The 12,786-nt window shown below is 65.3% G+C and carries 12 protein-coding genes; all 12 read left to right on the top strand.

Annotated features, from left to right (window positions below; genetic code table 11):
• Positions 1-15 precede the first annotated feature (15 nt).
• A complete protein-coding gene (gene plsY / locus ASN89_RS15135; RefSeq protein WP_232731198.1) occupies positions 16-660 on the top strand; it encodes a glycerol-3-phosphate 1-O-acyltransferase PlsY in 645 nt (214 codons plus the stop codon).
• A 90-nt stretch (positions 661-750) separates the two neighbouring features.
• Positions 751-1,422, top strand: coding sequence for a DsbA family oxidoreductase (locus tag ASN89_RS15130; protein ID WP_046686160.1), 672 nt, complete (start codon positions 751-753; stop codon positions 1,420-1,422).
• 70 nt (positions 1,423-1,492) lie between these two features.
• Positions 1,493-1,783, top strand: a complete 291-nt coding sequence (locus ASN89_RS15125) for a DUF427 domain-containing protein (protein WP_058049836.1) — start codon at positions 1,493-1,495, stop codon at positions 1,781-1,783.
• 39 nt (positions 1,784-1,822) lie between these two features.
• Positions 1,823-2,782 (top strand): DUF2157 domain-containing protein, encoded by a 960-nt coding sequence (locus ASN89_RS15120; RefSeq protein ID WP_058049835.1) that lies wholly within the window; start codon positions 1,823-1,825, stop codon positions 2,780-2,782.
• Positions 2,779-4,440, top strand: a complete 1,662-nt coding sequence (locus ASN89_RS15115; protein WP_082654594.1) for a GDYXXLXY domain-containing protein — start codon at positions 2,779-2,781, stop codon at positions 4,438-4,440. Before ASN89_RS15120 ends, ASN89_RS15115 begins: the two co-directional genes overlap by 4 nt.
• Before the next feature lie 50 nt (positions 4,441-4,490).
• Positions 4,491-5,720, top strand: coding sequence for a metal-dependent hydrolase (locus tag ASN89_RS15110; protein WP_058049833.1), 1,230 nt, complete (start codon positions 4,491-4,493; stop codon positions 5,718-5,720).
• Positions 5,721-5,832: 112 nt separating this feature from the next.
• Entirely contained in the window at positions 5,833-7,584 is a 1,752-nt protein-coding gene (locus ASN89_RS15105) for a cation:proton antiporter (RefSeq protein ID WP_058049832.1), read from the top strand.
• Between the two features lie 80 nt (positions 7,585-7,664).
• Complete coding sequence (locus ASN89_RS15100) at positions 7,665-8,573, top strand: ion transporter (protein ID WP_046686156.1); 909 nt, start codon at positions 7,665-7,667, stop codon at positions 8,571-8,573.
• Positions 8,574-8,622: 49 nt separating this feature from the next.
• Complete coding sequence (locus ASN89_RS15095; protein ID WP_058049831.1) at positions 8,623-9,603, top strand: 3-oxoacyl-[acyl-carrier-protein] synthase III C-terminal domain-containing protein; 981 nt, start codon at positions 8,623-8,625, stop codon at positions 9,601-9,603.
• Positions 9,604-9,613: 10 nt separating this feature from the next.
• On the top strand, positions 9,614-10,651 hold the full coding sequence (locus ASN89_RS15090) for an NAD-dependent epimerase/dehydratase family protein (protein WP_058049830.1): 1,038 nt from the start codon (positions 9,614-9,616) through the stop codon (positions 10,649-10,651).
• A complete protein-coding gene (locus ASN89_RS15085) occupies positions 10,644-11,474 on the top strand; it encodes an MBL fold metallo-hydrolase (protein ID WP_058049829.1) in 831 nt (276 codons plus the stop codon). The genes ASN89_RS15090 and ASN89_RS15085 overlap by 8 nt, the downstream gene beginning before the upstream one ends.
• On the top strand, positions 11,471-12,775 hold the full coding sequence (locus tag ASN89_RS15080) for a F390 synthetase-related protein (protein ID WP_058049828.1): 1,305 nt from the start codon (positions 11,471-11,473) through the stop codon (positions 12,773-12,775). The genes ASN89_RS15085 and ASN89_RS15080 overlap by 4 nt, the downstream gene beginning before the upstream one ends.
• Positions 12,776-12,786: the final 11 nt, after the last annotated feature.

The following is a 12,786-nucleotide window of genomic DNA, read 5'->3' as shown; positions in this document are numbered from 1 at the left end:
CAATAAAGGGAAGAAATGAATCCAGTAATCACAACCGTGGCAATGACAGTGGCCGCTTACTTGCTCGGCTCGATATCGTTTGCCGTGGTGATGAGCAAGGTCTACGGCATTGCCGATCCGCGCACCTATGGCTCGAAAAATCCGGGCGCCACCAACGTGCTGCGCAGCGGCAACAAGGGCGCCGCCATCATGACCCTGCTGGGCGATGGCGCAAAGGGCTGGCTGGCCGTCTTCCTGGCCGACCACTTTGCCGGCGCGCTGGGCGTGGGCGACACGGCCGTGGCCCTGGTGGCCATCGCCGTCTTCCTCGGCCATTTGTGGCCCGTGTTTTTCCGCTTCGTCGGCGGCAAGGGCGTGGCCACGGCCCTCGGCGTGCTGCTGGGCATCAATCCATGGTTGGGCCTGGCAACCCTGGCCACCTGGCTGATCATCGCCTACGCGTTTCGCTATTCCTCGCTGGCAGCCCTGGTGGCGGCCCTGTTCGCGCCGTTTTACTATGGCTTGCTGTTCGGCGTCGATCCCATCTTGCTGGCCGTCATCGTCATGAGCGTGCTGCTCGCTTACCGCCACAGCCAGAACATCGCGAACTTGCTATCCGGCAAGGAAAGCAAGATCGGCGGCAAGAAAGATGCGGCCAAGGCGCCCGTCAAGAAGAAGTAAGCGCTTGATTTCCCGCGGCCCGCACGCATATGCTGTGCTTGCGGCGCCGCGCGGTGCGGCCGCCACCGACTCGCGCAAAGGCTGCCCACCATGACTGTTTCAACCTCCTCCGCCACACCCACTCCCGTCCGTATCGATTTCGTTTCCGACGTTTCCTGCCCCTGGTGCGTGGTGGGCCTGAAATCGCTGGAACAAGCCTTGGCCAAGCTGGACGGCACCGTCCAGGCCGACATCCACTTCCAGCCTTTCGAGCTGAATGCCAACATGCCGCCCGAAGGCGAGGATATCGGCGAACACATCGCCCGCAAATACGGTTCCACGCCGGAACAAATGGCGCAGTCGCGCGAAGCGATCCGCGCGCGTGGCGAACAACTGGGCTTTACCTTCGCGATGGACAAGCGCGGCCGCATCTACAACACCTTTGACGCCCACCGGTTGCTGCACTGGGCCGCCCTGGAAGGGCGCCAGAAGGAACTCAAGATGGCGTTGTTCGACGCCTACTTCACGCAAGGGCAGGATCCGTCGTCGCACGAGGTGCTGCTGGCCGTGGCCGGCAAGGTGGGGTTGGACACCGTCAAAGCGGCCGAAGTGCTGGCATCGAACGCCTATGCGGACGAGGTGCGCGCGCAAGAGCAGTTCTACCAGCAGAACGGCATCAACTCCGTGCCGGCCGTCATCATCAACGAGCGCCACCTGATTTCCGGCGGCCAGCCGCCTGAAGTGTTCGAGCAAGCCTTGCGCCAGATCATCGCGGGCGCCTGAACCGGGCGCCAATGGCGCGCGCCATGGCGGACTTTTTGCGCTACACTCGGCGCAGAAGGAGGATAGTCAAATGCCAACAGCCAGCTGGAATGGCGCCGTCATCGCGCAAGCGACCGATGCGCAGGTGCAAGTCGTTGAAAACAATGTATATTTTCCTTTGTCAAAGGTGACGCAGGACTACCTGCGTCCCAGCAGCCACACGAGCGTCTGCCCGTGGAAGGGCACGGCCAGCTATTACGACGTCGTCGTCGACGGCCAGGTCAATGCCAACGCGGCCTGGTATTACCCTCAGCCCAAGGATGCCGCCAAGCAAATTGCCGGCCACGTCGCCTTCTGGCGCGGCGTCAGCGTCGAGCGCTGACACTTTCTTCCCATACTAAAAATCAATAGAAAGCAGACGATGGATTTACGCCTCGCCGTGTACCAACTCGCCTCGACCCATGCGCTCGATGCCCAACAAACCCGGCAGTTGCAGGAAGTGGCCGGTTTCCAGCGCGAACCGGCGCGCCTGGCCTACTGGCTGCCGCGCGGCGTGGCCGTGCTGGGCGCCGCGCTGCTGGGCATGGGGCTGATCTGCTGGGTGGCCGCCAACTGGGAAGACTTCGGCCGCATGGGCCGCTTTGCCTTGTTGCAAGGGGTGTTTGCCGCCGCCTGCGTGGGCGCGTTTGCCGTGCCCAAGGCGAGAGTTCCTTTGCTGCTGCTGGCCTTGCTGGCCATCGGCGGCCTGTTCGCTTACTTTGGCCAGACGTACCAGACGGGCGCCGATCCGTGGCAACTGTTCGCCCTGTGGGCCGTGCTGGCCTTGCCCCTGTGTCTGGTCGCGCGCAGCGACGTGCTGTGGACGCCGTGGATGCTGATTGTGTCGACGGCCGCCACCCTGTGGATGCAGGCCCAGGCGCGCCACAGCTGGCGCATCGATTCGGCCGACCTGGGCATTTTCGTCAGCGGCTGGCTGGCCGTGCTGCTTGCCTGTGCGTTTGTCTCGCCCCTGCTGGCGCGCTGGACGGGCGCGGGCAACTGGGCCTTGCGCCTGGGCCTGGTGCTGGCCACCATTCTCATCACGGGCACGGCCGTCAGCGCCCTGTTCGGCAATGAGATCGAGTCACCCTACTGGGCTGGTCTGGGCTTGCTGCTCGTCGCCGGCGTCCTGCTGGCCACCGGCCGGTTCTTTGACGTGTTCGGCCTGAGCGCCGTCGCGCTCGGTATCAACACCTTGCTGGTGGGCGGGCTGACGCACGTGCTGTTCAACGGCCATGGCGACGGCGTCGGCGCGCTGACAGTGCTGGGCTTGCTGGCCGCCGTGCTGCTGGCGCTGACCGTGCAAGGCATACTGTGGCGCACGCGGCGGGAGGCGGCATGAGCAATATCAATACTCAACGAACCGATGCGCTCGCCACCCTGATCGACGACGCCACGCGCGCCGGCCTGTTGCCGCCCAACGCTACCCGTCCCGTACAGGATGTGCGGCCGTGGCCGCTGGTGCTGATGACGGCCTTCGGCGCCTGGCTGGCCGCCATTCCCCTGATGATTGCGCTGGGCGTGGGGCTGGAAAGCGTCGTGCGCCACGGTCCCGGCGCGTATGTCGTGGCCGCCATCGTGCTGGTGGTGGCCGTGCTGCTGATCCGCACGCGCGGCGTGGCGCTGTTTGTCGAGCAACTGGCCGTGCCCTGCCTGCTCGTGGGCGGCGGCTTGCTCGGCTATGCCCTGTACCGCGACTATTCCACGCAGACGGCGTCATTGATGCTGTGCCTGGCATGCCTGGTGGTGGCCGCCGCCTTGCCGCGCGACTGGCTGCGCGTGCTGCTGGGACTGGTCGCCTGCGGCTTGCTGGGGCTGGGCATCGTCGATAGCACGCGCGACTGGATTTTCGAGAACGATCCCACGGAACTGTATTTCGCCTGGATGCTGGCCCTGGCCTTCTGGCTGGGCGCCCACTGGCTGCAGAAGCAAGCCTTCAACGATGGCCGCGGCGCGCCCGTCGCCGCCTTCCTGGAATCGCTGTCGACGGGGTGGGTCCTGGCGATCCTGCTGGGGCTGGTCTTCTGGTCCGGCATGACATTCATGCTGGGTGGCGCGTTGGGCGGTGGCTTTGCCGGCGAAGTGGCGCGCGAAGTGACGCGGCACCAGGGTATTGCCTGGTATGCGCAGGCCTTGAATGGCGTGTCGCTCGTGCTGGCCGCGGCGGCGGCCGCCTGGACGGGATGGCGCTGGCCCGCATTGCGCCAGTTGCCCGCCATCGGCGTGGCGCTGGTGCTGATCGTGCTGGCGTGGTTCATGCCGGCGCTGGGGCCCGTGCTGCTGATCCTCGCGTATTGCGTGACGAGCGGGCGTTCGCGCGTGGCCGTGGCTGCCGCGCTGGCGGCGGCGTGGATCATCGGCAGCTTTTATTACCAGCTGGCCTGGCCGCTGGCCAGCAAGGCGGCGCTGCTGGCGATAGCGGGTGCCGTGCTGTGCGCGCTGTCGTGGCTGGCCACGCGCGGCGCCGTGCTGCACCTGGTGGAAAGCAAACCGGCGGGCGTGGCCCTCGAGCGCCGCGCCGTGCGTCTGGGCGTGCTGGGCGGATTGCTGCTGGTGTTGCTGGTCGCCAATGGCGGCATCTGGCAAAAAGAGCAGCTGATTGCCAAGGGGGAAGCAATCTTCGTGGCGCTGGAACCCGTCGATCCTCGCTCGCTGATGCAGGGCGACTACATGCGCCTCAATTTCGTCAACCTGGGCGTGCTGAGCACTTTGGCCAGCGTGGAGCGGGCGCCCGGCCGGCCCTTCGTGGTGGCCAGGCGCGATGCGCGCGGCGTGGCGGAACTGCTGCGCCCCTACACCAAGGAAGCCCTGGCGCCCGGCGAATTCCTGCTCGAGCTGACGCCGAAGGATGGCAACTGGGTGCTGGTCAGCGATGCCTGGTTCTTCAAGGAAGGCGAGGCGGCGCGCTGGGAAAAGGCGCGGTATGGCGAGTTCCGCGTGCTGCCCGATGGCCGCGCCTTGCTGGTGGGCATGCGCGGCGCGGAGCTGGAAAAGCTGTAGCACAAATAGCGCAAGAGCGTGCCGGGGCGGGCATCCTGTAAAATTGCCCGATGGATAATATTACGCATTCGGTCATCGGCCTCGGGGTCGGCGAACTGGTACACCGCAGCCTGCCGCCCGAGCCGCAAGCCCCCGCACAGCGCACCCGGCGCGCGCTGTTTCTCTTTACGGCCTGGTTTGCCAGCAACGCGCCCGACCTCGATCTGGTGCTGACCCGGCTGCTGCCGCGCCCATTCGGCTACATGTTGCACCACCGGGGCCACACGCATACCTTGCTGCTGGCCTTGCCCCAGGCGCTGATCTTGCTGGCCTTGCTTTGGCTGCTATGGCCGGGCGCGCGCCGGCTGCTGAAGGAAAGCGTGCCCGCCCGCATCGGCCTGGCCGCTTGTCTGCTGCTGGGATTCTGCTTGCACATGGGCATGGATTTCCTCAATTCCTATGGCTTGCACCCGTTTTATCCGTTTGACAGCCGCTGGCTGTATGGCGACATGGTCTTCATTGTCGAACCGATGTTCTGGGTGCTGCTGGGCGTGCCTGTGATCATGTCCTTGCGCTACGGCATCGTGAAAAGTGTGCTGCTGGCGGGGCTGGCGGCGGCCCTGTGTTTCTTCACCTATAAAACCTACCTGGCGCCCGCTTCGCTGGCCGTGCTGTTGGGACTGGGCGCGATCCTGGCCGTGCTGCAGGGGCGGGCTGGCGAGCGGGGACGCGGGCCGTTGCTGCTGGCCTTCGCGCTGGCCGCTACGTTTATTGGCACGCAGGGCGTGGCCTCGGCCCTCGGCCGTACGCGCATCGAGGCGGCCGTGCAGCGGCTCGACCCCGGCACGCGCGTGTGGGACGTGGCGATGACGGCGTTTCCCAGCAACCCGCTGTGCTGGATCTATGTCTCGCTCGACAGCAAGACGGACGTGTACACCCTGCGGCGCGGCACCATGAGCCTGCTGCCCGCATCGCTGGCGCCCGCCGCCTGCCCGGCGGGGCTGGCCGAGACGGGCAAGAAGCAGCAACTGGCGCCCGGCATTGCCGTGTCCGCCCAGGCGGCGGGCAGCCTGGCGGCCTTGCGCGCCTTGCAGGAAGACAATTGCTATGTCGATGCCTGGTTCCGCTTTGCCCGCATGCCCAGGTTGAATGCGGACAAGCTGACGGACGTGCGTTTCAATCCCGGCATGCAGCCCAATTTCACGACCGTCGAATTGCAACAGTTCCGCAGCCGGCCATGTCCCGCCTACGTGCCGGGCTGGGACCGCCCCCGCGCGGACATGCTGGCGCTGCCGAAATAGAGAACGGATGTGTTGCTCTTGGGCAAAAAATATCGCGTGTGCGCCTGTTTTGCCACGGCCCAGCATGCAATAATTGCCAATTCGGCATGAATATCATTAAGTTAGGATTATTTTGGAAGAGCAGCACGCCTTACCGTATTTGCGAGAAACCCTGCTGTTTCTCGCCCTGGCCGGGATTTTTATTCCGCTATTGCAACGCCTGAAGGTCAACCAGGTGCTCGGCTTCCTGGCCGTGGGCGCCCTGTTCGGTCCGTTCGGCTTCGGCCTGTGGGCGGGCGACTTCACATGGCTCACGTATTTCTCGTTCGTGCGGGCCGAGCAGGTGAGCGGCCTGGCCGAGCTGGGCGTGATGTTCTTGATGTTCATGATCGGCCTGGAACTGTCGACGGAACGGCTGTGGGCGCTGCGGCGCTGGGTGTTCGGCGCAGGCGTGGGGCAGGTGGCCGTCAGCGCCTGCCTGATCGGCGGTGTCGCGTATTACTTTGGCCTGTCGCTGGAAGCGTCCATCGTGCTGGGCCTGGTGCTGTCGCTGTCGTCGACGGCCGTCGTGATGCAGTTGCTGACCGATCAGCGCTCCCTGCAGACGCCGGCCGGCCAGGCGGGCTTTTCCATCTTGATGTTCCAGGATTTGATGGTGGTGCCGCTGTTCATCCTGATCGACGTGTTCGCCAGCGGGCGCAGCGACGACCTGGCGTATCTGCTCAGCTTTGCGGCCGTGAAATCGGCGGGCGCCATCCTGCTGATCTATCTGCTGGGCCGCAGGGTCATCCGCCCGCTGTTCCAGTTTTTCGTCAAGAAGCGCCAGCCCGACGTGTTCATGGCCCTGACCTTGCTCAGCACCCTGGGCATTGCGGGCCTGACGTATCTGGCGGGCCTGTCGATGGCGCTGGGCGCCTTGCTGGCTGGCCTGCTGCTGGCGGAAACGGAATTCCGCCACGAAGTGGAGGTGACGATCGAGCCCTTCAAGGGCTTGCTGATGGGCTTGTTCTTCATGTCCGTGGGCATGCAGATCGACGTGCGCGAAATCCTCAAGTCGCCTGTGCTGATTCCCTTGGCCGTGCTGAGCCTGTTTGCGCTGAAGACTTTGGTCATCAGCGTGATTTTCCGCATCGGCGGCTTTCACTGGGGGCGCGCCGTGGAAACGGGCGTGCTGCTGGGGCAGGGCGGCGAATTCGCCTTTATCGTTGTCGCGTATGCGCTGGGCACGAAATTGATCGGCCCGCAAGTGGCGCAGTTCGTCATGCTGGTGGTGGGCCTGAGCCTGTTTGCCACGCCGGCGCTGGCCAAGGCCGCGCGCGCGTTCGGCAACTGGTGGGAACAGCGCCACCACCACCAACTGGCCGACCTGGCGCACGGCGCGCTGCCGCCGCAGGGCAGCACCGTCATCATCGCCGGTTTCGGCCGGGTGGGGCAGTTGCTGGCCAAGGTGCTGACGGAGCAGGATATCGCGTATGTGGCGATTGAAAACGATGCGCGCCTGGTGACGACCCTGCATCCGCGCGGTTTCCCCGTGTATTTCGGCGATGCGTCGCGCGCGGAACTGTTGCAAAAGGTGAATGCGGACCGGGCTGCTGCCGTCGTGCTGACCATGGACCATGCGGCCTCCGTGCTGCACGCCGTGAAATCGATCCGCCGCGAATATCCGCAGCTGCCCGTGTATGCGCGCGCCCGCGACGAGGCCCATGCCGTGGCCTTGATACAGGCGGGCGCCACCTTGGTCGTGCCCGAGGCGCTGGAATCGGCGCTGCAACTGACGGCCACCGTGCTGCACACGGTGGGCCTGTCGGAAGCGCGTACGACGGACATCGTGCAGGCCGAGCGCGACCGGCGCAATGCCGTGCTGCTGGCGAAAAAGCTGTCGTAGTGCTGCCGTAGCGCAACAGTGCGTGTCGCCGTGCTTTGTCAATTATCTATACAATAATAGTATATGAGCACATCAACCACATGAAAGCCGCGACAAAGAGCGGAGCGGCGCCCTTGACGCCGCAGCAGCTGGCGGCGCAGGAAACGCAGCAAAAATATGGCAAGCCCGAGCGGGGCTGGCGCGAGCGGGTGTACACCGTCATCTTCGAGGCGGAAACGCGCACGGGCCGCGCCTTCGATTTGCTGCTGATCGCCGCCATCCTGATCAGCGTGACGGTGGTCGTGCTCAGCAGTGTCGCCTCCGTGGCCGAGCGCTATGGCACCTGGCTGACGGCGCTCGAATGGTTTTTCACCATTTTATTTACCATCGAATATTTCGCCCGCCTGGCGTGCCTGCAGCATCCGGTGCGCTACGCCAAGAGCTTTTTCGGCGTTATCGACTTGCTGGCCATCGTGCCGACCTACATCGGCTTGCTGCTGCCGGGCGCGCACGTGCTGATCGACGTGCGCATTTTGCGCCTGCTGCGCATGTTCCGTATCCTCAAGCTCACGTCGTATGTGCATGAATATACGGTGCTGGGGCGGGCCTTGCTGGCCAGCCGGCGCAAGATCCTCATTTTCCTGTCGTTCGTCATGATGGTGGTCTTTCTGTTGGGCACGGTGATGTACGTCGTGGAAGGGCCGGAAAACGGCTTCAGCAGTATCCCCACGTCGATATACTGGGCCATCAGCACCATGACCACGGTCGGTTTCGGCGATATCACGCCGAAGACCGACATCGGGCGCACCATCGCCTCGCTGATGATGCTGCTGGGCTGGGGCATCCTGGCAGTGCCTACCGGCATTATCAGCGCCGAGATGACGGTACAGCGCAGCTCCAAGCTGGTCACCACGCGTACCTGCCCCACGTGCCTGAAAGAAGGGCTCGATGACGATGCCAACTTCTGCAAGAACTGCGGTGTTGCATTGCCGCCGCTGGCACGCGATTAGCGCGTCAACCCTTCATCAACCGTATTTACTTTACTTTTTTAAGGCTGACATGATTCCAGTTCGCCTGATCGCGACGGGCAAAGCCGTACCGTCGCACAGCGTTACCTCCGAGAGCCTGGACCTGAAACTGGGCCATCCGGCCGGCTACACTTTGCGCAAGAGCGGCGTGCTGTCGCGCTTTGTCGCCGCGCCCGATGAGTCGCAAAGCCAGCTGGGCGCCGCCGCCCTGCTCGACGCGCTGAAGAATGCCAGCCTGCGTCCGGCCGATATCGACTTGCTGATCTGCGCCTGCGGCGTGCCCGAGCAGGCGTTGCCGAACACGGCCTGCTTCGTGGCCGATCATGCGGGCTTGCCGCCCGGCACGCAAAGCTTCGACGTCAATGCCAGTTGCCTCAGCTTCATGGCCGCTTTCCGCGTGGCCGCGTCCATGCTGGCCGGCGGCGCCTACCGGCGCATCGCCATCGTCTCGTCGGACCTCGCCTCGCGCGGCGTCGACTGGAGCGAGCCGGAAGCGTCGATGATCTTTGGCGACGGCGCCGCCGCCGTCATCGTCGAGCGGGGCGACGGCAGCGCCGGCATCCGCGCCTACAAGATGGGCACGTATCCGGAAGGGCGGCGCTACTGCGAAATTCGCGGCGGCGGCACCGAGCGCAATCCGCGCAATGGCTGCGAACCGGGCGACTACCTGTTCCGCATGGATGGCAAGGCCGTCTTCCGCCTGGCCGTCAAGGTGATGCCGGATTTCCTGGCGGAACTGATGCAGGAATCGGGCGCGGGACTGGAAAAGATCGACGTGGTCGTGCCGCACCAGGCCAGCCCATTGGGCCTCGCGCATGCGGCGCGCATCCTCGACGTTCCCGATGCTAAAATCATCAAGATCTTTGAAACGCATGGCAACCAGGTGGCCGCGTCCTTGCCCACCGCCCTGCACGAGGCGGTGATGACGGGGCGGGCCGTGGCAGGCCAGCGTTTGCTGATGATGGGCACGGCCGCAGGCCTGACCATCGGCGGCATGATACTTGACCTGTGAAGGTGGTGTGATGAGGCGGATTCTGGTCACGGGAGCGACGGGCGGGCTGGGGCGCAATGCCGTGCGCACCCTGCTGGCGCAGGGCGTGGAAGTGCGCGCCACGGGCCGCAACGCCGCCGTGGGCCGCGAACTCGAACGCATGGGCGCGCAATTTGTCGCGCTCGATCTGGCGCAAGCCACGCCGCGCCAGGTCGACGAACTGGTGCGCGGCATGGACGCCGTCTGGCACTGCGCCGCGCTGTCGTCGCCCTGGGGCGCGGAGCGCGACTTCATCGCCGCCAACGTCACGGCCACGGCCCAGTTGCTGCGCGCGGCCGCCAGCCTGCACGTGGCGCGCTTCGTGCACATCTCCACCCCCGCCATCTATTTCGACTACCGCAACCGCTACGAGGTGCCGGAAACCTTCCGCCCCGACGCCTTCGTCAACGCGTATGCGCGCAGCAAGGCGATGGCGGAAAAGCTGGTGCAGGAGTGCGTCGACCGCCAGCGCGGCATGACGTGCGTGATCCTGCGCCCGCGCGCCATCTTCGGCCCGCACGACCAGGTGTTGATTCCGCGCCTGGCGAGGGTGCTGCGGGAGCGCGGCGGCAAGCTGCCGCTGCCCAACGGCGGCGCGGCCACCATCGACGTCACCTATGTCGACAACGTCGTGCATGCGATGTGGCTGGCCACCGTGCACAAGACCATCGCTTCCGGCGCGGCCTTCAACATCACGAATGGCGAGCCGGCGCGCCTGTGCGACATCTTGCGCACCCTGTTTTGCGACCATCTGCAGCAGCCGTTCGAGATCGTCAGCGTGCCTTACCGCGTGCTGGCGGTGGTCGCGCGCCTGATGCAGTTCGCCTCGCGCTTCACGCGCCGCGAGCCATCGCTGACGCCCTACAGCATCGGCGCGCTCAGTTTCGACATGACGCTCGATAACGCCAAGGCGCGCAAGGTGCTCGGCTACCGCCCCATCGTCAGCCTGCAGGACGGCATCGCCCGCACGGCGCAGTGGATGCGCCAGGAGGCGGCGGCGCACAAGGTAGGCAAGGAGCGCAATGGCTAGGATTACCGCGTTTCGCGTCGGCCATTGCACCCATCCTTCGTGCATGGTCCTGAAAGGCAGCGGGCTGGCCAGCCGCTGCTTCCCCTCGCGCGCCTACCTGCTCGAGACGCGCGCGGGCCTGTACCTGTGGGACACCGGTTACGCCGAACACTTCCGCGCCGCCACGTCGAAAGGCGTGTACCGCATGTATGCGTGGGTGACGCCGATTTTCTTCGACGAGAACGAGTCGCTGCAGGGCCAGCTGCGCGCGCATGGCGTATCGCCCGGCGACATCCACACCCTGCTGCTGTCGCACTTCCACGCCGACCATATCGCCGGCCTGCGCGACTTTCCCGGCGCGCGGCTGATGGCCTCGAAAACGGGCTGGGATGCCGTGCGCGGCCTGTCCGGCGTGGCCGCCGTGCGCCAGGCCTTCGTGCCCGAGCTGCTGCCGACCGATATTGCGGACCGATTGAGCTTTGTCGAAAGCGTGCCCGAGACGGCCCTGCCGGCGGCCCTGCTGCCATTCACGCACGGGCGCGACGTCAGCGGCACGGGAGAAATCTATATCGTCGACTTGCCCGGCCACGCCATCGGCCATCTGGGCGCCTTCGTGCTGCAGGACGGCGGCTGGACCTTGCTGGCGTCGGATGCGGCCTGGGTGCCGGAGAGTTTCCAGCAGCTGCGCGGACCGTCGGAACTGTCGTTCATCATCCAGCACAAGCGCGCGCCGTATTACGCCACCCTGAACCGGCTGCATCAGTTGCACCGGTCGGGCAATGCGCAGATCCGCATCACGCACGAAGATACGGCCGACTACATTGCCGTGGCGGGCCGCCCGTGAAGCGTATCGTCTGGCTGTTGCTGTCGTACTGGCGCACGCGCCGCTTGCGCTTTGCGGATCGCGGGCAGCTGGACGCCTACCAGCAACAGCAGCTGGCCCGTTTCATCGATGTGCTGTGCGCGCGCAGCCGCTACTTTGCTCCATACCGCAACTTGCCGCTCGATGCCTGGCCGACGATGAACAAGGCGCTGATGCTCGAGCATTTCGACGCCATGAACACAGCAGGAATCACGTTGGCCCAGGCGATGGACGCGGCCATGGCGGCCGAGCATAGCCGCGACTTCACGCCGGCCGTGGGCGACATCACGGTGGGCCTGTCGTCGGGCACTTCGTCGCGGCGCGCCGTGTTTACCGTCAGCCCCCGCGAAAAAGCCCAATGGGCGGGCGTGATGCTGGCCAAGGCGCTGCCCGACGGCCTGTTCTCCGGCGAACGGGTCGCGCTGTTCCTGCGCGCGAACAGCAATCTGTACACGGCCGTGCGTTCGCCTTGGCTGACCTTTGCTTTTTACGATCTGTTCGAACCGTTCGATGCGCTGTGCGCGCGGCTGGCGCAATACCGGCCATCCGTCATCGTCGCGCCGGCCCAGGTGCTGCGCCAGCTGGCCCTGCGCGTCATCGACGGCAGCCTGGCGCTGGCGCCGAAAAAAGTCATTTCGGTCGCCGAAGTGCTGGAAGCGCAGGACCGCGCGCTGATCGTGCAGGCATTTGGCGCCGTGCATGAAATCTACCAGGCTACGGAGGGTTTCCTCGCCAGCAGCTGCGAACACGGCGTGCTGCATTTGAACGAAGAGTATGTGCACATCGAGCCGCAGTGGCTCGATGGTGAGCAGCGGCGCTTCGTGCCAGTGATTACCGACTTCACGCGCATCACGCAGCCCATCGTGCGCTACCGCCTGGACGACATCCTGCTCGCGCGCGCCACGCCATGCCCATGCGGCCGCGCCACGCGCGCCATCGATGGCATCGAAGGGCGCTGCGACGATATGCTGTTCTTGCCATCCTTGCCATCGGCGAACGGCGGTGAAACCGTTGCCGTGTTTGCCGACGTGTTGACGCGCGCGTTTGCGCAAGCCTTGCCGGCCGATGCCGATTACCGCCTGGTGCAAACGGACGATAGTGCCTTGCAACTGCACGCGGCGCTGGACGCCGCCGGCCTGGCCGCCCTGCGCGCGCATCTGGCCACGGTGCTGCAGGGCCTGGGCGTGGCTGTCGATAGCTTGGCCTGGACGGCGAGCAGTGAGCTGCCTTCCTTTGATCCCACCATGAAACGGCGCCGCATCCGGCGCCTTGCCACCGCATGAAATCTGTAGAC

Origin of the sequence: Janthinobacterium sp. Ant5-2-1 (assembly GCF_001445815.1) — a bacterium.
Taxonomy (GTDB): domain Bacteria; phylum Pseudomonadota; class Gammaproteobacteria; order Burkholderiales; family Burkholderiaceae_D; genus Janthinobacterium; species Janthinobacterium lividum_E.
This window is presented reverse-complemented; position numbering and strand designations above follow the sequence as displayed.

What these genes read in the sequence shown, in the direction of transcription:
- plsY (WP_232731198.1), top strand. Translation starts at nt 16, where the DNA reads ATGAATCCAGTAATCACAACCGTGGCAATGACAGTGGCCGCTTACTTG.
- ASN89_RS15130 (WP_046686160.1), top strand. Translation starts at nt 751, where the DNA reads ATGACTGTTTCAACCTCCTCCGCCACACCCACTCCCGTCCGTATCGAT.
- ASN89_RS15125 (WP_058049836.1), top strand. Translation starts at nt 1,493, where the DNA reads ATGCCAACAGCCAGCTGGAATGGCGCCGTCATCGCGCAAGCGACCGAT.
- ASN89_RS15120 (WP_058049835.1), top strand. Translation starts at nt 1,823, where the DNA reads ATGGATTTACGCCTCGCCGTGTACCAACTCGCCTCGACCCATGCGCTC.
- ASN89_RS15115 (WP_082654594.1), top strand. Translation starts at nt 2,779, where the DNA reads ATGAGCAATATCAATACTCAACGAACCGATGCGCTCGCCACCCTGATC.
- ASN89_RS15110 (WP_058049833.1), top strand. Translation starts at nt 4,491, where the DNA reads ATGGATAATATTACGCATTCGGTCATCGGCCTCGGGGTCGGCGAACTG.
- ASN89_RS15100 (WP_046686156.1), top strand. Translation starts at nt 7,665, where the DNA reads ATGAAAGCCGCGACAAAGAGCGGAGCGGCGCCCTTGACGCCGCAGCAG.
- ASN89_RS15095 (WP_058049831.1), top strand. Translation starts at nt 8,623, where the DNA reads ATGATTCCAGTTCGCCTGATCGCGACGGGCAAAGCCGTACCGTCGCAC.
- ASN89_RS15090 (WP_058049830.1), top strand. Translation starts at nt 9,614, where the DNA reads ATGAGGCGGATTCTGGTCACGGGAGCGACGGGCGGGCTGGGGCGCAAT.
- ASN89_RS15085 (WP_058049829.1), top strand. Translation starts at nt 10,644, where the DNA reads ATGGCTAGGATTACCGCGTTTCGCGTCGGCCATTGCACCCATCCTTCG.